Annotated in this window: 14 protein-coding genes; 5 read left to right on the top strand and 9 right to left on the bottom strand. The window is 62.7% G+C overall.

Annotation, left to right across the window (positions count from 1 at the left end; translation table 11 throughout):
- Window positions 1-78: 78 nt before the first annotated feature.
- Window positions 79-1035 (top strand): methionyl-tRNA formyltransferase, encoded by a 957-nt coding sequence (gene fmt, locus ACZ92H_RS27220; RefSeq protein ID WP_131376616.1) that lies wholly within the window; start codon window positions 79-81, stop codon window positions 1033-1035.
- 82 nt (window positions 1036-1117) lie between these two features.
- On the opposite strand, the gene ACZ92H_RS27225 is transcribed toward fmt, so the two are convergent.
- The gene (locus tag ACZ92H_RS27225; protein ID WP_465051718.1) at window positions 1118-3589 is read right to left on the bottom strand and encodes an IPT/TIG domain-containing protein; all 2472 of its coding nucleotides are present in this window, start codon (window positions 3587-3589) and stop codon (window positions 1118-1120) included.
- Between the two features lie 675 nt (window positions 3590-4264).
- On the opposite strand from ACZ92H_RS27225, the gene metH reads away from it, so the two are divergent.
- Window positions 4265-8059, top strand: coding sequence for a methionine synthase (gene metH / locus ACZ92H_RS27230; RefSeq protein WP_465051719.1), 3795 nt, complete (start codon window positions 4265-4267; stop codon window positions 8057-8059).
- Window positions 8060-8175: 116 nt separating this feature from the next.
- The gene (locus ACZ92H_RS27235; protein ID WP_131376622.1) at window positions 8176-8547 is read left to right on the top strand and encodes an SPW repeat protein; all 372 of its coding nucleotides are present in this window, start codon (window positions 8176-8178) and stop codon (window positions 8545-8547) included.
- A 225-nt stretch (window positions 8548-8772) separates the two neighbouring features.
- Here ACZ92H_RS27235 and ACZ92H_RS27240 read toward each other — a convergent pair whose 3' ends face one another.
- The 8 genes from ACZ92H_RS27240 to rsmB form a co-directional block, all read right to left on the bottom strand.
- The gene (locus ACZ92H_RS27240) at window positions 8773-10053 is read right to left on the bottom strand and encodes an EAL and HDOD domain-containing protein (protein WP_131376625.1); all 1281 of its coding nucleotides are present in this window, start codon (window positions 10051-10053) and stop codon (window positions 8773-8775) included.
- A gap of 137 nt (window positions 10054-10190) precedes the next feature.
- Window positions 10191-10970, bottom strand: coding sequence for a class II glutamine amidotransferase (locus tag ACZ92H_RS27245; protein WP_131376628.1), 780 nt, complete (start codon window positions 10968-10970; stop codon window positions 10191-10193).
- Window positions 10971-11056: 86 nt separating this feature from the next.
- Window positions 11057-11314 carry a BTH_I0359 family protein gene (locus ACZ92H_RS27250; protein WP_010393222.1) on the bottom strand — a complete coding sequence of 86 codons (258 nt, stop codon included), beginning with the start codon at window positions 11312-11314 and terminating at the stop codon, window positions 11057-11059.
- A 169-nt stretch (window positions 11315-11483) separates the two neighbouring features.
- Entirely contained in the window at window positions 11484-11873 is a 390-nt protein-coding gene (locus ACZ92H_RS27255; protein ID WP_465051720.1) for a P-loop NTPase family protein, read from the bottom strand.
- The gene (locus ACZ92H_RS27260) at window positions 11870-12589 is read right to left on the bottom strand and encodes a response regulator (RefSeq protein WP_131376635.1); all 720 of its coding nucleotides are present in this window, start codon (window positions 12587-12589) and stop codon (window positions 11870-11872) included. Before ACZ92H_RS27260 ends, ACZ92H_RS27255 begins: the two co-directional genes overlap by 4 nt.
- Before the next feature lie 97 nt (window positions 12590-12686).
- Complete coding sequence (locus tag ACZ92H_RS27265) at window positions 12687-14984, bottom strand: sensor histidine kinase (protein WP_131376638.1); 2298 nt, start codon at window positions 14982-14984, stop codon at window positions 12687-12689.
- Complete coding sequence (locus ACZ92H_RS27270) at window positions 14984-15490, bottom strand: DUF4390 domain-containing protein (RefSeq protein WP_465051721.1); 507 nt, start codon at window positions 15488-15490, stop codon at window positions 14984-14986. Before ACZ92H_RS27270 ends, ACZ92H_RS27265 begins: the two co-directional genes overlap by 1 nt.
- A gap of 97 nt (window positions 15491-15587) precedes the next feature.
- Window positions 15588-17006 (bottom strand): 16S rRNA (cytosine(967)-C(5))-methyltransferase RsmB, encoded by a 1419-nt coding sequence (gene rsmB, locus ACZ92H_RS27275; protein WP_465051722.1) that lies wholly within the window; start codon window positions 17004-17006, stop codon window positions 15588-15590.
- Window positions 17007-17395: 389 nt separating this feature from the next.
- On the opposite strand from rsmB, the gene argS reads away from it, so the two are divergent.
- Together argS and ACZ92H_RS27285 are read left to right on the top strand one after the other, a co-directional pair.
- The gene (argS, locus tag ACZ92H_RS27280) at window positions 17396-19105 is read left to right on the top strand and encodes an arginine--tRNA ligase (protein ID WP_465051723.1); all 1710 of its coding nucleotides are present in this window, start codon (window positions 17396-17398) and stop codon (window positions 19103-19105) included.
- A gap of 20 nt (window positions 19106-19125) precedes the next feature.
- A complete protein-coding gene (locus ACZ92H_RS27285) occupies window positions 19126-19842 on the top strand; it encodes an SPOR domain-containing protein (protein ID WP_465051724.1) in 717 nt (238 codons plus the stop codon).

The raw sequence follows: 19842 nt of genomic DNA on the forward strand, positions 1-19842 counted from the left end.
TGCTGATAGACTGACCGTCACACCACGCCAGCCTGGCGCCTTTGGCGCGGGCCTGCGCACCTCACGTCAAGGAACAATATGAAAGTGATCTTCGCAGGCACGCCTGAGTTCGCCGCCACGGCCCTGAAGGATTTGCACGAAGCGGGATTCGAGATTCCCCTGGTGCTGACCCAGCCCGACCGCCCTGCCGGCCGCGGCATGCAGCTGCACGCTTCGGCCGTCAAGCAGTACGCGCAGCAGCATGGCATCGAAGTGCTGCAGCCGCTGTCGCTGCGCATGGACAGCAAGGACCCGCAGCGCGCCGCCGAAGCGCAGGCGGCCCACGAGCGCCTGCTGGCCACGGACTACGACGTGATGGTGGTGGCCGCCTACGGCTTGATCTTGCCGCGCAGCACACTCGACATCAAACCCTGCATCAATATCCACGCTTCCCTGCTGCCGCGCTGGCGCGGCGCGGCGCCCATCCACCGCGCCATCGAGGCCGGCGACGATGAGACGGGCGTGACCATCATGCAGATGGAAGAAGGCCTCGACACGGGTCCCATGCTGGCCGTCGAGCGCCTGCCCATCGAAGCGGGCGACTCCACGGCCAGCCTGCACGACAAGCTGGCAAAACTGGGCGGCAAGATGATCGTCGAGACCCTGCGCAAGATGCAGCAGCAGCCGCTCGAAGCGGTGCCGCAGCCGGAAGCGGGCGTCACCTATGCGGCCAAAATCGCCAAGGACGAGGCGGCGCTCGACTTCAGCCAGCCGGCGCTGGAACTGGGCCTGAAAATCCGCGCCTTCAATCCGTTTCCCGGCGCCTGCGGCCAGGTCGATGGCGTGACCATCAAGATCTGGGCCGCGGACGTGCTCGAAGCGGACAGCAAGGAAGCGCCGGGCCAGGTGCTGGCCGCCGACGCCCAGCACGGCATCATCGTCGCCTGCGGCAACGGCTCCCTGCGCCTGACGGAACTGCAAAAGCCGGGCGGCAAGCGCCTGCCCGCGCTGGACTTCATCAAGGGTTTCCCGCTGGAAGGCAAGCGTTTCGTTTAATTTCGCCTAAAAAAAAGGCACTATCGAGTGCCATAAAAAAGGGCTTGCCGCGGCAAGCCCTTTTTGCATCCGGCTGCGCCGCTTAGCGACGCATGACCTTCATCAGCCGTCCGCCGACGGACGACGACAGGCTGACCTCGAAACGCCCGCCGGCCGGCAAGGCGCTGATGTCGACGCTGGCATTGCCGCCCGTCAAGTCACTGGCGACCACCGTCTTGCGGCCATCGGCAGCCACGTGCAGCACGGCGGCGTACGGTTCCGCCTGGGCATTCCAGGCCAGCACCAGCTTGCCGCCGCTCTGCGTCGCGTCAAACGTGGCATCGTTGGCGGCGGCCTTGCTGCGGCGCGCCGGGCGCTCCAGCTTGGCCAACGCCTTGCCATTTGCCAACACCTGCACGTCGCTGATGTCGCCCGGGTTGGCGAAGCTGACGCGGAAATGGCTCATGGCGCTGCCGCCATGGTCGGCCAGCGAGACGGCATCGAAGGGCAAGTCGATAGTCTGTCCTGACGCCGTCAGCACGCGCAGGATATACGCGTGGCCGCTGCCGCTGGCCGCTTCGCCGATGCGCGTCGACGAGGCGACGGCAGGACGCAGTCCCACGCCTGCCGGCGTGATGCGGCCGGAAATGGTCAGGTAGCCGTTCTCGGCCACGGACATGCTGGCGGCCAGCACATTGCTGCCCGTCTGCTGCGTGCTGCGTTTTTCCAGGAATTGCTGCACCCGTGCATAACTGTAGTCGGAAAACCAGGCGCCGCTGCAATAGCTCATCACATCCTTCATCGGCGTACCGGCGCCATATGCTGCCTTGCTCAGCTGGCCGATGCTGCCCGCATAGCTGCTGTTATACAGGGGTTGCGGTCCCAGGTTGCCGTTCGCATATGGGTAGTCGGTGGCGGCGCCGGCAGGCCCGCCGCAGGCAACGTGCTGCAGCGAATGGTTGTGGCCCAGCTCGTGCACAAGCGTGGTCAGCCATTCAGGCCAGCTGTTGCCGAAGGGATCGATCGAGGCGATATTCTTGTAGCTGGCGTCCAGGCCGATGGCCGCCGTGAAATCGCCGCCGCTGGTGCGCGGATTGATGTACGCCAGGCCGGCGGCGCGCGTGGAAGACATGAGCGGCACGAAACCATAATAATAGGCGCCGCTATCTTCCTGGGCACGCTTGTCGTTCAGGGTTGCCAGGGTAGAATTCCACCAGCTGTCGGCCGTGCTGCTGCCCGGCACGCTCAGTGCGGCGCGCGTGCTGATGCTGATATTTTCCGCCGCATATGGATACACGCGGGTCAGGGCGGCACGGATCACTTCGGCATCAGGCAATTGCGCCACGCCATCATCCGTGCTCAGCGGCACCAGCACCAGGCGGATTTTTGCCGCGCTGGCGACGACGGGCGCCGCTTCCTGGCTGACCTGCGTACCGTCACTGCCCACGGCCGTGACGCGCACGCGCACGCCAGGCAAGATCCAGCCAGCCGGCAAGACGCCGCTGAAGTTGCCACTGAAACTGTAATCGCTCTTCTCTGTCGGCAAGACCGCCGGTCCGCTCATGGCGACAGTGCCCAGGTTGCTGCCATTGGCGGACGTGGCGCTCAAGGTCACGACGGGGCTGCTGCGCCCCGCTTGCGTGCCCAGCACGGATACGCGCACGGCGGCCGACTTGCCACGCGTCAGGCGCAAGGCCGTGTCGCTGGCGTTCAGGTTCAGCACCTGCGCGAAATCGATGCTGCCCAGGGTAAAGGCCGACACCGTGCCCGCATTGACGGCAACGCGCGACGCGGCCGACAGCAGCACATTGCCCGTCGCCGTGGCTGGCGCCGACAGCAGCAGCTGGCTGGCGCTGGCGCTGACGATGGTCGCCGGCATATTGCCCACCGAAGCGGCACTGACCTGGTCGAGATTGCTGCCCTGCACCGTGATCGACATCGTCTGGCCGCTGATGGCCGTGCTGATCGACGTGACGGCCACGCTGGCCAGCAGCGTATAGGTATCGGCGCTGCTCACATCGTTGTATGGACCGCGCACCTTCAGTGGCCCCGTCGCGGCGCCCGCCGGCACCACGACCGTGACGCTGGTCGCGCTCTGGCTTTCTGGCGTTGCCGCCGCGCCGCTGCCGAACTGCACCGCCGTGACGGCGCCCATGCCATTGCCCGCGATGGTGACGCTGGAACCGACGCCGCCCGTTGCCGGCGCGATGCCGGTGACGCTCAGCGGCACGTACACATTCAGGTTGTAGCTGGTGGCCGCCGTGCCGCTGGCGCTGACCAGGCTCAAGGCGCCCGACACGGGCACGCCCGGCATCGCCAGGGTGATGCCGGTATCGCTGGCGGCGCTGGTGGCCAGCGTCACGCCGCCCACCTGGAATGCCGTGACACGGCTCAGATTGCTACCAGTGACCACCACGCTGCCGCCAACGGCGATATTCGTTGCCGAAACAGCCGTGACTGCAGGCAACACGACAGGACTACCCGAGGTGGTTGCCACCACGGTATCGCCACCGCCCCCACCGCCGCCGCCACCGCAGGCGGACAGGCCCAGCACGAGAAACAATGCAACAAGCAAATGGTTTTTCATGGCCGGCAACCATGTTCGAACAGCGCAAAGCCGGGGGAGACACGAGGGAAATGTGACATATTGGTGACTTTTGGAGAGAATTTCATTTCAAAGAACCGATATTATCCGTGAGTTTGATTCCTAAAGACAACTATTAATGCTTTTGATTCAATTGGTTTTGATAATAATTAAGGTATCTGCTTTGCAATCTTTATTTAAAGCATTTTTGAAACCTACATCGCTTCACTCTGTATTGTTCAAAATCAAGTTTGTTTCCAACCGTTGCTATTGCCATTCGATTCATGAAAAAAATAGGCATGGAAGCGTAAATAATGTGGAAATTTGTCCACAATCTAGAGGACATGCATTCTCACCAACTTTGCTGGAAAAATTAACGTTTTCAGTAAGATTTTCAGGAATGTAATTTCTAGCAGCGGCCATCAAGCGGGCGCCGTGGGAGGCGATGTGTTGCAGGAACGGCAGCAACGGGACGAACGGCCGCTTTTGCTCAAAACCAAAGCAGCCTGATGCCGTATAATTTTAGACCCGGTGAAATCAGGCGATTGCCACCTTCTGCCTGCCCTACCCGGCCGGCACTCTCCGTCAGCTGATCCTGCTGGCCCGCAACCGCCTCGCAAAGTCTTGCCGCCACGCCGCCGCCCGTTTGCCTATTGAAAGCATGAAATGAACGATACCGTGATCCCCGCCATGTCCCCGACCGAAGCCACCTTGCGCGCCATCCTGACGCAGCGAATCATGATCCTCGACGGCGCGATGGGCACGATCATTCAGCAATACAAGCTCGACGAAGTAGCCTACCGGGGCGGCCCCGCTGGCCGCTTCATCGATTTCGCCGCGCCGGCCGACAGCGGTGCGCGCGAGCTGTTCGTCAAGGGCAACAACGAACTGCTGACCTTGACGCAGCCGCACATCATCCAGGAAATCCACGAGCGCTACCTGGCGGCCGGCGCCGACCTGATCGAAACGAATACCTTCGGCGCCACGACGATCGCGCAGGACGATTACCACATGGCCCACCTGGCCTATGAAATGAACGTGCAGGCCGCCAAACTGGCGCGCGCCGCCTGCGACAAATATTCCACACCGGACAAGCCGCGCTTCGTCGCCGGCGCCCTGGGTCCCACGCCGAAGACGGCATCGATCTCGCCGGACGTGAACGATCCGGCCGCCCGCAACGTCACCTTCGACCAGCTGGTGGCGGCCTACCTGCAGCAGACGCAGGGCCTGGTGGAAGGCGGCGCCGACGTGCTGCTGGTGGAAACCATTTTCGATACCTTGAACTGCAAGGCGGCCCTGTTCGCCATCGACCTGTACTACGAGCAAAACCCTGGCGTCGTGCGTCTGCCCCTGATGATTTCCGGCACCGTCACGGACGCGTCGGGGCGCATCCTGTCGGGCCAGACCGTGCCCGCCTTCTGGAATTCCGTGCGCCACGCAAAACCGCTGACCATCGGCCTGAACTGCGCGCTGGGCGCCGCCCTGATGCGCCCGTACGCGGAAGAACTGGCGAAGATCGCCGATACCTTCGTCTGCATCTACCCGAATGCGGGCTTGCCCAACCCCATGAGCGACACGGGCTTCGACGAGTTGCCAGCCGACACGTCCGCCCTGTTGCGCGAATTCGCCGACGCGGGCTTTTTGAACATGGCGGGCGGCTGCTGCGGCACCACGCCGGAACACATCGCCGCCATCGGCGAATTGCTGTCAAAAAATACGCCGCGCACCGTGCCGCCGCCGTCGCACGACTTGCGCCTGGCCGGCCTGGAACCGTTCGTCATCAACGACGAATCGCTGTTCGTCAACGTGGGCGAGCGCACCAACGTCACGGGCTCGAAGGCGTTCGCGCGCATGATTCTCAACGAACAATACGACGAAGCCCTGTCCGTGGCCCGCCAGCAAGTGGAAAATGGCGCCCAGGTGATCGACATCAATATGGACGAGGCGATGCTCGATTCGCTGGCGGCCATGACGCGCTTCCTGAACCTGATTGCCTCCGAACCCGATATTTCCCGCGTGCCCATCATGGTCGATTCATCGAAATGGTCGGTCATCGAAGCGGGCTTGAAATGCGTGCAGGGCAAGGCCATCGTCAACTCGATTTCCATGAAGGAAGGCGAAGAGGAATTCCTGCGCCAGGCCAAGCTGTGCCGCCGCTATGGCGCGGCCGTGATCGTCATGGCCTTTGATGAAAAAGGGCAAGCGGATACCTTCGAGCGCAAGATCGAGATTTGCGCGCGCGCCTATCACTTGCTGATCGACGCGCTGGACTTCCCGCCGGAAGACATCATTTTCGATCCGAACATCTTTGCCGTCGCCACCGGCATCGAAGAACACAACAACTACGCCGTCGACTTCATCAACGCCACGCGCTGGATCAAGGAAAACCTGCCGTACGCGAAGATCTCGGGCGGCGTATCGAACGTGTCCTTCAGTTTCCGCGGCAACGATCCCGCCCGCGAAGCCATCCATACCGTCTTCCTGTACCACGCCATCAAGGCCGGCATGACCATGGGCATCGTCAATGCGGGCATGGTGGGCGTGTACGACAACCTGGACCCGGAACTGCGCGAGCGCGTGGAAGATGTGGTGCTGAACCGCCGCGAAGACTCGACCGAGCGCATGATCGAATTTGCCGGCACCCTGAAGGCGGGCGGCAAGGCCGAGGCGCAAACCCTGGCCTGGCGCGAAGGCACGGTGCAGGAGCGCCTGTCGCACGCGCTGGTGCACGGCATCACGCAATTCATCGTGGAAGACACGGAAGAAGCGCGCCAGGAACTGCTGCACAATGGCGGGCGCCCCATCCACGTGATCGAGGGGCCGCTGATGGCCGGCATGGACGTCGTCGGCGACCTGTTTGGCCAAGGCAAGATGTTCCTGCCGCAAGTGGTGAAATCGGCGCGCGTCATGAAGCAGGCCGTGGCCCACCTGATTCCGTTCATCGAGGAAGAAAAGCTGCTGGAAGAGCAGCGCACGGGCATCGTCGCCAAGCCGAAAGGCAAGATCATCATGGCCACCGTCAAGGGCGACGTGCACGACATCGGCAAGAACATCGTCACCGTCGTTCTGCAATGCAATAACTTCGAAGTGGTGAACATGGGCGTGATGGTGCCGTGTTCGGAAATCCTGGCCCGCGCCAAGGTGGAGAACGCCGACATCATCGGCCTGTCGGGCCTGATCACGCCGTCGCTGGAAGAAATGGCATATGTCGCCAAGGAAATGCAGCGCGACGAGCACTTCCGCATGCTGAAGATTCCCCTGCTGATCGGCGGCGCCACCACCAGCCGCGCCCACACGGCCGTGAAAATCGCCCACAACTACGAAGGCCCCGTCATCTACGTGCCGGACGCCTCGCGCTCTGTATCCGTGGCGCAATCCTTGCTGACGCCGGAACAGCGCGACAAATACGTGGAAGACATCGAGCTCGACTACGCGCGCATCCGCGAGCAGCACGCCAACAAGAAGGCGCTGCCGATTTTGCCGCTGGCGCAGGCGCGCGCCAACAAGATGCTCGTGCCGTTCGACGGCCCGTGCACGCCCGTGAAACCGAAATTCATCGGCCGCCGCGTGTTCAAGAACGTCGACCTGGCCACCTTGGCCAACTACATCGACTGGGGCCCGTTCTTCCAGACCTGGGACCTGGCCGGCCCCTTCCCCGCCATCCTGACGGATGAGGTGGTGGGCGACGCGGCCAGCAAGGTGTACGCGGAAGGCCAGGCCCTGCTGAAAAAACTCATCGACGGACGCTGGCTGACGGCCAATGGCGTCGTATCCTTGCTGCCAGCCAACAGCGTCAATGACGACGATATCGAGGTGTACACGGACGATACGCGCAGTCGCGTGGCGTTCACGTATTACGGCATGCGCCAGCAGGGCGTGAAACCCGTGGTCGATGGCGTGCAGCGCCCGAACCAGTGCCTGGCCGACTTCATCGCGCCCAAGGATTCCGGCGTGAAGGATTACATCGGCATGTTTGCCGTCACGTCGGGCCTGGGCATCGAGAAATACGAGAAGCGCTTCGAGGATGCGCACGACGATTACTCGTCCATCATGTTGAAATCCCTGGCCGACCGCCTGGCCGAGGCGTTTGCCGAGTACCTGCATGAGCGCGTGCGCAAGGACCTGTGGGGCTATGTGCCGGACGAGCACCTGAGCAATGACGACATGATCGCGGAGAAATACGTCGGCATCCGCCCCGCGCCCGGCTACCCGGCCTGCCCCGAGCATACGGTGAAGAAAGAGATGTTCGAAGTCATGCAGGCCGAGGAAATCGGCATGCAGCTGACGGAATCGTATGCCATGTTCCCCGGCGCGGCCGTCTCCGGCTTTTATTTTGCCCACCCGGAGTCAAAATACTTCGTCGTTGGCAAGATCGGCATGGACCAGGTGGAAGACATGGCCAGGCGCCGTGGCGCCAGCATCGAGGATGTGGAGCGCTGGCTGGCGCCGAACCTCTCCTGATGCCATGACAAGCGGGCGGTGCGCGGAACTTTCGCGCGCCGCAGCGCACTAACGCAGTATGCCGGCCGGCATGCTGCATGCCCGCTCCGGCCCGTTTCAACTGGCAAGGAGGTAATATGGCAAGCAATTTCAAACTCAAACGCTGGCAGGATCAGGTGATCCTGTTGCTGGGTCTGTGGCTGGTCGTCTCGCCTTGGGTGTTTTCCTACCCGCAAGGCTCGCCGCAGATGATCAACGCCTTCGTCTCGGGCCTGGTGATCGCCATCCTGGCCGCATTCGACCTGTACAAGACCTATTTCTGGGCCGTCGTCGTCAACCTGCTGGTGGGCGTCTGGGTCGCCGCCTCGCCGTGGATACTGCGCCTGGCCGAACAGCGCGTCGTCATGTGGAACGAGCTCATCGTCGGCATCGCCGTCGTCGTGCTGGCCCTGTGGGAACTGCGCACCGACCCCGAGCTGCACAAGCACTGGCCCGGCGCCGCCGCGTAGCGGCGTAAAAAAGCCCTGCCACGGCGATGCCGTGCAGGGCTCTGGGAGACGAACAACACGCAGGTAGCGGCCAGCAGATACGCACCGCCACAGCGCCCGGCATGAACGTAGCGAGCGGAAGGTAGACGTGGCGAATAAGCGCAACCGTAATCAGTACGGGGGCGCCGAGCCGGTGCACATCGCAGGCCGTCTATACCGGCGCGCAGCAGCTCAGGTCAGGCGCCATTACAAGGCGTACCTGACGACGTTGTCGCTCCATTCGTAGGCGGCCATTTCCAGCTCCACCAGGTCGTCCGGCGACATGGCCAGGTCGCGCAAGGTCGGTACGATCTCGCCTTCCATGTCTTCGATGCGTTCGATGCATTCGGCCAGGCGCAGCAGGTCGCCATAGAACCCTTCGCGCGACAGCAGCGCTTCGGCCACTTCGTCGATCACTTCGATCTGCTTGAGGATTTCCGACATCGGCACGGCAAACAAGGTGTCCATCAGGGACATGATGCCGACCGTAAAGGCGATATCGGCCGAATGCGCGTGATTCGGACGCAGTTTATGCGCCAGCAATTCCAGCAGCCGGCCGCGCGTGGTGGCCAGCATCAGCAGCGGCGTCATGCTATGACCGCGCTTGCTTGGTTCCGCGTACAGCATGATTTGCAGCCAGCGCTGCAGCTGGCGGCGGCCCAGCACGGTCACGGCCTGGCTCAGCGAATCGATGCGCTGGCGCGCGCCCACGGCCGGCGTATTCACCAGGCGCAGCAGGTTCAGGGCCAGCGACACGTCGCGCTTGATGGCGCGCTCGATATCCATGTTGTCCGCATCGGACGTCACCAGGGTCATCAGCTCCATGACGGCCAGCTGCGATGGCGACAGTTTCTTGCCCGTCATGATGGCGGGCTTGGCGAAATAATAGCCCTGGAAATAATCGAAGCCCAGGTCCAGGCCCGACTTGAATTCTTCGCGCGTTTCAACCTTTTCCGCCACGAGTTTCTTGTTTTCCTGCTTGAAACGGGGCGCCAGCGCCGCCAGCACTTTCGGGTCGACCGTGCTCATGTCCATCTTCACATATTGCACCAGAGGCAACAGTTCCTGGACTTGCGCCGTATCGGCCACCACGTTTTCCAGCGCAAAGGTAAAGCCATGGCCCACCAGCTCGCTGATGCGCGTGCGCACTTCCGGCGTGACCTTCATCGATTCGACCACTTCCAGCACGACTTTTTCGCGCGGCAGGAAGACGAAGATGTCGCTCATGATCACATCGGCATCGACGTTGACGAAACCAAGCGCGTCACCGATGACCTTTTCCATGCCCAGCTGCGAAGCATGGGCAATGACGGACGCCGTGGCGGACAAATCACTGGTAATGTTGGCGGGCCCGACCGGTGCGTTGCGGAAAAGCAACTCGTAGCCGAACAGGGCCTGGTTGCGGTCGAGGATAGGCTGTCGCCCCAGATAAAACTCGCGCACGCGCAAGGGTTTCGGGGTGATGTCGTTGCTGGAAATATCGATCATTAACTCTTCATCAATCACGTCGAGTGACGCCGGCCGCGCCGCGCCCGCATCAAGGTTCACTATTGACAATACTTTAGCTGAATTCCGCCCGCGCTGTGGGTATTTTGGCAGTAATACGGCGTATTGTCGTCAACAAATTAGGCCACGGGGCTTTCTTGCACCATCCCGTCGACAAATAGCTTCAATTCTCCCGGCACGAACGCGGTCCATTGCTCGTTGGTGGTCAGCGGCTGGGTGACGATCACGGCCACCCGGTCCTGCGGCGTGGTGACCTGGGAAAAGTCGACGCTGAGGTCTTCATCGGAGAGTTTAGCAGTTGGAAACGGATGTTGTCGCACCAGATAGTGCAAGCTGGTGGAGCAGTGGGCAAACAGCGCCTCGCCGCTGGACAGCATCATGTTGAAGGTGCCATGGGCGGCGATGCCCGGCAACAGCTGCGCCAGCGCCGCATGCAGGGCCGGCAAGGCCGGCGGGGCGTCGCCGAAGCGCGCGTGCAATTCCTGCAGCAGATAGCAGAACGCCAGCTCGCTGTCGGTGCAGCCGACGGGACGGTAACTGCCCGTCAGCACGGGGTGGAATTCCTTCAGGTCGCCATTGTGGGCAAAGACCCAGTAGCGGCCCCACAGCTCGCGCACGAACGGGTGGCAGTTTTCCAGCGCCACCTGGCCCTGGGTCGCCTTGCGGATGTGCGCGATGACGTTGCGCGATTTGATGGGGTAGCGTTTGATCAGCTCGGCCACGGGCGAGGCGATGGCTGCCTGATGGTCGACGAAATGGCGCACGCCGGCGCCCTCGAAAAAGGCGATGCCCCAACCGTCGTGGTGGGTATCCGTATGGCCGCCGCGCATGGCGAAGCCGGTAAAACTAAAGACAATGTCCGTGGGGACATTGCAATTCATTCCGAGAAGTTGGCACATGATCTGTTTGCAGCAGGGTAACCCAGCCACCATACCATGCCAGCTTGCCAATTGGTATGGTGGCGATCGCCATCAGGCAAATAGCATCAGTGCAGCAGGACGGGCTGGCTCATGAGGGAATCGTAGCTGCCCAGGAATTCATCGATCTCTTCCATGCTGGGTTCGCTGGCGATCAGTTCCGTGACGTCGCGGCGGAAATGCTGCGCCAGGACGCCGGCGATGAACGTTTCGCGCTTGCCGCCCTTGTCGACGATTTCATAGCCGCCAAAGCGCAGGGCTTCCAGGTCGACGTCGGCGCCGAATTCCACGACGCTATATTGCTCGCTGTTATAGATCAGGTTCATTTTGCATCCTTCGCTCAAGCAGGAGAAGCTCCTGCGGTATCAGAACAGAGGTGGGGCTGATACGGCGCCATTTCAAGCGCCATGCCACCCGGCGGGCTACAGAGTTGTAACGAGATGCAAATTGCGACTGCGGTGTGACGGTCAGGAAACCAGCGTCAGGCAAGCAGCTTCAGATAAGCAGCAGATCCGGCGCCAGGGTCAACAGGACATCGTAGGGACTGGCGGTCAGCCAGGTGCGCAGTTGCTCGATATGCGTGGCATCGGCCAGGCTGATGAACAAGTGCGCGGGCGGATGGCGCAACAGACGATTCAATGTTACACGCAATACGAGATTGCCGCTGCAGCACAGGCAACCGGGCGCGATGCGCAGCAATTGCAATGATGGCGGGGATGCTTCGGCCAGGTCGGCCAGGATGGAGTTGCCGTCAGCCAATCCTTCCAGAATGACGGTGGTGGCTTGCTGCGGCCGCAAGGCTTGCGCGATGGCAGCCTCGCGGTCGGCGGCACGTCCGCCGCTGACCAGGGTCAGTGGCGTCGCGTGCCGCAAGGCTGGCGTCACAGGCTTTTCTTGGCCAGCTTGCCCGGCTCGACGCCCAGCTGTTTCAGCTTGCGGTACAAATGGGTGCGTTCCAGGCCCGTTTTTTCCGCCACGCGCGTCATGCTGCCGCCTTCACGGCCCAGGTGGTGTTCGAAATACATGCGCTCGAACGCATCGCGCGCCTCGCGCAGGGGCAAGTCGAACGACAGGTTGTAGCCATGCCCTTCGGCCACGGCCGGTACGGCGATGCCGGGACGCACCATCATCTGCTGCGGTGCGCTGCCACCAAAGCTGGGCACGGGATGGCTGCTCTCCTCGGCCACGACAGGCGCCACGGGACGCGGCGGCACGCTCGGCGCGCGCACGGTTTCCTGTGCCCGCGTCAAGCCTTGCTGGACTGCTTTCAGCAGTTTTTGCAGGGCAATCGGCTTTTCCAGGAAGTTCAGCGCACCGATGCGCGTCGCTTCGACGGCCGTATCGATGGTGGCATGGCCCGACATCATGATCACCGGCATGGTCAGCAAGCCATCGCGCTGCCACTCCTTGAGCAAGGTAACGCCGTCGGTGTCGGGCATCCAGATATCCAGCAATACCAGATCCGGCGCACCGGCGGCACGCGCTTCGCGCGCCTGCTGCGCATTTTCGGCCAGCTGGATAGCATGTCCTTCGTCGCCCAATATTTCCGAGAGCAACTCACGGATACCCATTTCATCATCCACTACGAGTATGTTTGCCATTCGTGTCTTGCCTTCCTCATTTCGCCGGCCGTCGCGCACGAGATGCACGCGCGGACAACTATGATTTTATTAGTGTTTTAAATACTAAACCAGACCCTCAAGCCAGGAATTCCTGGGCAGGAGCGTCGGGAGCTAACTTTAACAGCAAAATGACCACCGAAGCGCCATTGCCGTCGACCCGATTCTCGATATCGATGCGTCCACCGTGTTCATCGATGATTTTCTTCACCATCGCCAGGCCCAGGCCCGTGCCGCGCGCCTTCGACGTGACGTAGGGTTCGAAGGCCCGCGCCAGGATCTTCGGCGCGAAACCGGGGCCATTGTCGGTGATGGCCAGCCGCACGGCGATGTTCACGCCGCCGTCCGCACTGCGATAATGAATTGCTTCCGTCCTCACGTCAATCCGCGGATGCGGCGAGTCCGGTGGCAAGTCCGCCATGGCGTCCTGTGCATTCTGCAACAAGTTATGGATCACCTGGCGCAATTGCGTCGGATCGCCCATCACCATGGGCAGGTTCGGTGCCAGCAGCGGATGGATGATATCGCCATCGTCGCCCCGTAAATACAGGTTCAGGATTTCTTCGATCAGCTCGTTCAAGCGCAGCGGCACCAGCACGGCCGGCGGCGTGCGTGCATAGTCGCGGAAGTCGTCGACCATGCGCTTCATGGCGTCGACCTGCTTGACGATGGTGGTGGTGGCGCGGCTGAGCAGGTCGGCGTCAGGCTGCTCCAGCTTGCCTTCGAGCTTCATCTGCAGGCGTTCGGCCGACAGCTGGATGGGCGTGAGCGGATTCTTGATTTCATGCGCCAGGCGGCGCGCCACCTCGCCCCAGGCGATCGAGCGCTGCGCGGAAATCACGTCGGAAATATCATCGAAAACGACGATATAGCCGCTGCCGGACTCCAGCGGCAAACGCGAGCCGCGCGCCAGCAGGGTGATGTCGTGTTCGTCGGCACTGCCGCCCAGGCGGCGCGGAATCTCGATCTGCCGCTGCCAGTGCAGGCGCTGCTGGTTGCGGCCCGATGCCGATTGCGCGCTCTGCGCCGTGAAGGCGCTGATGATGGCGCCGCCAAACTCTTCCATGCCAGCAATATTTGCCAATGGCTGGCCCACCATGCTGGCGCCCGAATGCTGCAGGATGCGCTCGACCGATTCGTTGCAGGTGACCAGCTTGAAATCGCCATCGAGCACCATCACGCCGGCCGACATGTTGGCCAGCACCGATTCCAGGTGGGCCTTGGCGTTTTGCAGCGCGGCGCGGTTGCTTTCCACGGCCGTGCGCGCGTCGAGCAGCTGGCGCGTCATGATGTTGAACGATTGCGTCAAGGTTCCCAGTTCATCCTTGGTGGCGACGATGGGGCGCGGCGACAGGTCGCCCTCGGCCACGGCGCGCGTGCCTTCGGCCAGCAGCAGCAGGGGCTGGGCCAGGTTCCCGGCGATCAGGAAGGCGCTGCCGATGGCGCCAAAGATGGCCAGCAGCAAGGTCAACGTGAGGATTTCCATGTACATCTTGCGCAGTCCCACACGCGCAACGAAACGTTCCTTGTATTCGCTGTAGGCGGCGCGCAGCATTTCGCCATTCGTCGCCAGCTTGGGCGGCACCGATTGCAGCAATTGCAGGTAGCGGGGCGACACGGACGGTCCCGGCACGGCAACCAGCACGCGCAGCCGCAGGCTGGCGGCCGCGTCGATGACGGCGGGCGGCCCGGCGCGGCTGCCGCCACCGCCCGACTCCATGCTGTCGTCATGCAATTCCTGCCCGCCTTCCGCGGAAGCGTAGCCGGCCGGCAAGGCTGCCTGCGCCAGCATGGCCGGCGTCGGCAAGTCGGCCGCACTGTGCGGACCGGCACTGGCCAGCAGGATGCCGTCGCCGCTGACGACCATGACATTCTGCATGCCCTCCTCGCGCAACAGGCTGGTCAGCACTGCGGGACCGGCCACGGGATCGGCGCCCAGCTCCTCGACGGCCTTGTGGCCGCGGTGATCGAGTTCGACCAGGGCCGCATCGAGGCCGGCACGGCCCAGTTCCAGGCCCGACTCCAGCGCCGCTTCAATCTTGACGTTGAACCACGACTCGATCGAGTGGGAAACGAATTGCACGGAAACGAGGAAAATCACCAGGCCCGGCAGGATGCCGACGGCGGCGAACAGCATCACCAGGCGCGTCATCAGCTTGGAGCCGAATTTGCCGCTCTTGTAGCGCGCGTACAGGCGCCCCAGGGAGATGCCGACCAGCGCCAGCAGTGAGACAGCCACGGCGGCGTTGAGCCCCAGCAGCCAGGAATAGTAACGGTCGAAGAAGCCGGAATTGTCGGAAGCCGACGCCAGCAGGAACAGCAGGATACTGACAATGCCGCCGCCCACCACCAGCAGATAGCGCAATGCTTGACTCACTACTCCGCCGTATACAAGAAGGTTTTTTTATTCGAAGCCAGGCGCCAGTCGCTGTTATTGAAGGCATTGACCTGTATCGGCTTGGGCAGGTAATCGCGGTCCATGCCCATACGCAAAGTTACGTTGTACGTCTGCCCTACTTTCAGTTCGCCGCGCCGCGCCACCAGCCAGCGGCTGGGCCGGCGGATCAGGAACAGCGCGTCGTCGAGCGTGGCGAAGCTTTGCTGCAAGCCGCCGCCCGACACGTGATACTGGCGCGTCAGCACGTTGTACGACAGGCGGCTGGTCTGGCGCGCCACGATGGCCTTTTCATCGAACCAGTACCAGCGGGGCCGGGTCAGTTCGATTTCCGTCGTAAAAAACAGCGGCACACCGTGCTGCACGGCATCATCGAGGTCGTGATTGAGCTCGAAGGAATAGGTGGCGGCCAGCTTGTAGCCCTCTTCGCTCGACTCGATGTAGGCGCGGGTGATCTCGACCATATCGGTGGCATGCGCGCGTGGCATGCTACACGCCAGCAGCAACAGCAGGGCCAGGAGTCGGAAGAGTCGTGTTGTCACAAGTGTGCCGATAGTGTCCGTAGGAAAAGTATCAACGAATCGTTCAAGCCGCATTTTTTTGGAATAGCGCATAGAACAAACCGTCATGGTCCTGCTCCGCGCTGCCAGTCGGCAACAGCTGGCCAGGCGCTGTCAAACGGGTCGCATTATTGCGCACCGCAAATGCTGCCGCCTGTGCTTCGGACTCTTGCGGCCACAACGAACAAGTCACGAACAGCAATTTACCATCGGGGCGCAGCATCTGCCACAGGTTGTCCAGAATTTTGGACGAAAGTGTTGCAAGTTGGAACGCGTCGCCCTTGCGGCGCAGCCAGCGGATATCCGGATGGCGGCGCACGATGCCCGAGGCCGTGCACGGCACGTCGGCCAGGATGCGGTCATACTGCTGGCCATCCCACCACGCGGCCGATTGCGCATCCTGCGCCTTCAGGCTCGCTTCCAGGCCCAGGCGCTCGAGGTTTTCCGCGATGCGCGGCAGGCGCTTGGCATCGGCGTCGATGGCCGTGACGTGCACGTCGGCCAGTTCCAGGATGTGGCAAGTCTTGCCGCCCGGCGCGGCGCAGGCATCGAGCACGCGCATGCCATCCTGCAAGTCCAGCAGCGGCGCGGCCAATTGCGCGCCAGCATCTTGTACGGAAACGACGCCCTGCTCGAAGCCGGGGATCAGCGCCACGCCGATGGGCTTGTCCAGGCGCACGGCGTACGGCCCCACCTGGCGCGCGCCGATGCCCGCTTCTTCCAGTACGGCCAGGTACGCTTCCACCGTGCTCTTGCGGCGGTTCACGCGCAAGGTCAACGGCGGTACCGCATTGCCGGCCGTCAAAATGGCTTGCCAGTCGCGGGGGTAGGCCAGGCGCAGCGAATCGATCCACCATTGCGGGTAGTTCCATTGCGCCAGCGGCTGCTGCAGGGCCGCTTCCAGCAGCGACTTGCGTTCGCGCAGGAAACGACGCAGCACGGCGTTGACCATGCCCTTGGCGTGCGCCAGGTCAGGGTGCGAGGTGGCCACCGTGACAGCCTGGTCGACCACCGTGAATTCTTCGTACGGCTGCTCGCCCGGTTCGGCGGACATCAGCGACAGCGCGCAGCACAGCAGCGCGGCCAGCATCGGCGGTTCGGGCGCCTTCGACGTCATCAGGCCGACCAGGGTTTCACTGCGGCCCAGTTGGCGCATGGTGCGGTAGGAAATATCCTGGATGGCGCCGCGCGCCTGCGGGCTGGCGTTCGATTGCGCAAATACCTTGGCCAGCGCCTGCGGCAGGGCCGTGCCGGTGCGCACTTGCGCTACGGCATTGGCCGCGCCCAGCAGGCAAAAGGCCAGCGAATCGGCACGCAAATCGGGTTGGAAGCCTGGCTGCAAGACCGGTTTCAGGTCGGGATGGTAGCTGGGACGCAATTTCGGCGCAACGGCCGGGCCTGGCGCCGGCTTGGTTTTCAATTTCAGCGTGGGGCGCTTGTTCATAGTTATCCGGTGTGGCTGCGCGCGGCTGGCGGCAAGGTGGCAAGGTGGCACTCAAGGAACCGGGGCCGCGCGTCATCAATAAAGGGTCGATTGTAGCGTTTGTGGCGCCCTCTGGCCCAGGCGATTGCAGCGATACAGGTAAATCGCAGCAAAAAACTGCATATATACAAGCAGAAAGCACCATGCTGATGTTTTCATGCACCAACATCAGCATGCCATCCTGATAATATCGTGAAACACCCCGGCACGGGGACACTGCCTGCAAGCGTATTGTTCCCGGCAGCAAACCAGTATAATTAACGCAGTCTGGGCGGCGATGTCATGGCCGTCCGTTTTGCTTTTTGATTCATTCTATTCATTCTTAACGCGGTTCCGCCGCCATCCTGCTCATGCTCGCCCAACAGAAACAAGAAATCATCGCCCTGTTCCAGGCCGCCCTCGCACCCGTCCTGGCCGGCACCTCGCTTGCGCCTTCCGTGGTGCTCGAGCGACCACGCGACGCATCGCATGGCGACGTCGCCTGCAACATCGCCATGCAATTGGCCAAGCAGCTGAAACAGAATCCGCGCGAACTGGCGCAGACCATCGTCACGGCCGTGCTGGCCAATCCGGCCGGCAAGGGCCTGGTCGAAGCGGTGGAAATCGCCGGTCCCGGTTTCATCAACGTGCGCGTGTCGAACGCCGCGAAACAGGCGGTCGTGAAGACCATCCTGGCCGAAGCCGAGCGCTTTGGCCGCAGCACGGCCGGCGCCGGCAAACAGGTCATCCTGGAATTCGTCTCGGCCAACCCGACCGGCCCCCTGCACGTGGGCCACGGCCGCCAGGCGGCCCTGGGCGACGCCCTGTCGTCGCTGTTCGACGCGCAAGGCTATCAAGTGACGCGCGAGTTCTACTACAACGACGCGGGCGTGCAGATCCAGACGCTGGCCAATTCCGTGCAGGCGCGCGCGCGCGGCTTCAAGCCGGGCGACGCCGAATGGCCGGAGTCGGCCTACAACGGCGACTACATCGCCGACATCGCCAACGACTTCAAGGCCGGCAAAACCGTGTCGGCCAGCGATGGCTTGCCCGCCACGGCGAACGGCAACGTCGACGACATCGATTCGATCCGTCCGTTTGCCGTCACCTACCTGCGCAACGAACAGGACATCGATTTGCAGGCGTTCGGCGTGAAGTTCGACAACTACTACCTGGAATCGTCGCTGTACGCGGACGGCAAGGTCAACAGCGCAGTGGAAACCCTGATCAAGGCTGGCCACACGTATGAGCAGGATGGCGCGCTGTGGCTGCGCACCACCGACTTCGGCGACGACAAGGACCGCGTCATGCGCAAGACGGACGGCACCTATACGTACTTCGTGCCGGACGTGGCGTATCACCTGGTGAAATGGCAGCGCGGCTTCGTGCAAGCCATCAATATCCAGGGCAGCGACCACCACGGCACCATCGCCCGCGTGCGCGCCGGCCTGCAAGCCGTCGACATGGGCATCCCGCAAGGCTACCCTGACTACGTGCTGCACAAGATGGTCACCGTCATGAAGGATGGCGAGGAAGTGAAAATCTCGAAACGCGCCGGCTCCTACGTGACGGTGCGCGACCTGATCGAATGGTCGGGCGGCGGCGACATCGCCAAGGGCCGCGACGCCGTACGCTTCTTCCTGATCTCGCGCAAGGCCGACACGGAATTCGTCTTCGACGTCGACGTGGCCCTGAAAACGACGGATGAAAACCCCGTGTATTACGTGCAGTACGCGCATGCGCGCATCTGCCGCATCCTGGAAAACTGGGGCGGCGATGAAAGCACGGTCGCCGACGTCGACCTGTCGCCCCTGACGGCGCCGACCGAAGCGACCCTGCTGGCGACGCTGGCCGCCTATCCGGAAACGCTGGCGCGCGCGCAAGCCGAACTGGGACCGCACCAGGTGGCCTTCTACCTGCGCGACCTGGCGGCCAACCTGCACAGCTTCTACTTCGCTGAAAAAGTGCTGGTCGAGGATGAAGCCGTCAAGCTGGCCCGTCTGGCACTGGTGGTTGCCGCGCGCCAGGTGCTGCGCAATGGCCTGGCACTGATTGGCGTATCCGCGCCAAGCAAAATGTAATCGCGAAGGTCTAACCGCACATGAATCACGCCTCTCCTTGCGCTTCCCGTTTTTCCCCTGCCCGGCGCCAGCAGGGCAATACCCTGGTCGGCATCATCATCGGCCTGGTCATCGGCCTGGGCATCGCCGTGGTGGTCGCCCTGGTGATCACCAAGGGCTCCTCGCCATTTACCGACAAGTCGGGCCGCGCCGGCAAATCGGCCGAACCGACGGCCGGCCAGATCGCCGACCCGAACAAGCCGATGTACGGCAACAAGGAAGCGGCCAAGGAAGCGGCGCGCGACTTCTCCAAGGAACCGCGTGAAATCACCGCGCCGGCGCAGCCGGCGGCGCCTGCGCCGGCACCGGCGCAGCAGCCGAAAGCGCCGCCACCGGACGCGCTGCAGGAACTGATCGGCACCTTGAAAGACAAGCCGGCGCCGAAAACGCCGGCCGCCGCACCGGCGCCGCAAGCCAAGGCCGACACGAAAGCCGACGCCAAGGCCGATGCAGCCGGCGACAAATGGATTTATTATCTGCAGGCTGGCGCCTTCCATGACATGGCAGACGCCGAAAGCACGCGCGGCAAACTGGCGCTGCTCGGCTTTGAAGCGGCCATCAGCGACCGCAGCACCGATGCCGGCGTGCTGCACCGCGTGCGCATCGGGCCGTTCAACCAGCTCGACGCCATGAACCGCGCGCGCACCAAACTGTCCGAGAACGGCATCGATGTCGCCGTCGTCCGCAACCAGAAATAA

This window comes from Janthinobacterium foliorum (assembly GCF_978021625.1).

Bases quoted from the DNA above. Each gene is read 5' to 3' on its own strand.
- fmt (WP_131376616.1), top strand. From the start codon at position 79: ATGAAAGTGATCTTCGCAGGCACGCCTGAGTTCGCCGCCACGGCCCTG.
- ACZ92H_RS27235 (WP_131376622.1), top strand. From the start codon at position 8,176: ATGGCAAGCAATTTCAAACTCAAACGCTGGCAGGATCAGGTGATCCTG.
- argS (WP_465051723.1), top strand. From the start codon at position 17,396: ATGCTCGCCCAACAGAAACAAGAAATCATCGCCCTGTTCCAGGCCGCC.
- ACZ92H_RS27240 (WP_131376625.1), bottom strand. From the start codon at position 10,053: ATGATCGATATTTCCAGCAACGACATCACCCCGAAACCCTTGCGCGTG.
- ACZ92H_RS27285 (WP_465051724.1), top strand. From the start codon at position 19,126: ATGAATCACGCCTCTCCTTGCGCTTCCCGTTTTTCCCCTGCCCGGCGC.
- ACZ92H_RS27245 (WP_131376628.1), bottom strand. From the start codon at position 10,970: ATGTGCCAACTTCTCGGAATGAATTGCAATGTCCCCACGGACATTGTC.
- rsmB (WP_465051722.1), bottom strand. From the start codon at position 17,006: ATGAACAAGCGCCCCACGCTGAAATTGAAAACCAAGCCGGCGCCAGGC.
- ACZ92H_RS27270 (WP_465051721.1), bottom strand. From the start codon at position 15,490: ATGCCACGCGCGCATGCCACCGATATGGTCGAGATCACCCGCGCCTAC.
- ACZ92H_RS27260 (WP_131376635.1), bottom strand. From the start codon at position 12,589: ATGGCAAACATACTCGTAGTGGATGATGAAATGGGTATCCGTGAGTTG.
- ACZ92H_RS27250 (WP_010393222.1), bottom strand. From the start codon at position 11,314: ATGAACCTGATCTATAACAGCGAGCAATATAGCGTCGTGGAATTCGGC.
- metH (WP_465051719.1), top strand. From the start codon at position 4,265: ATGAACGATACCGTGATCCCCGCCATGTCCCCGACCGAAGCCACCTTG.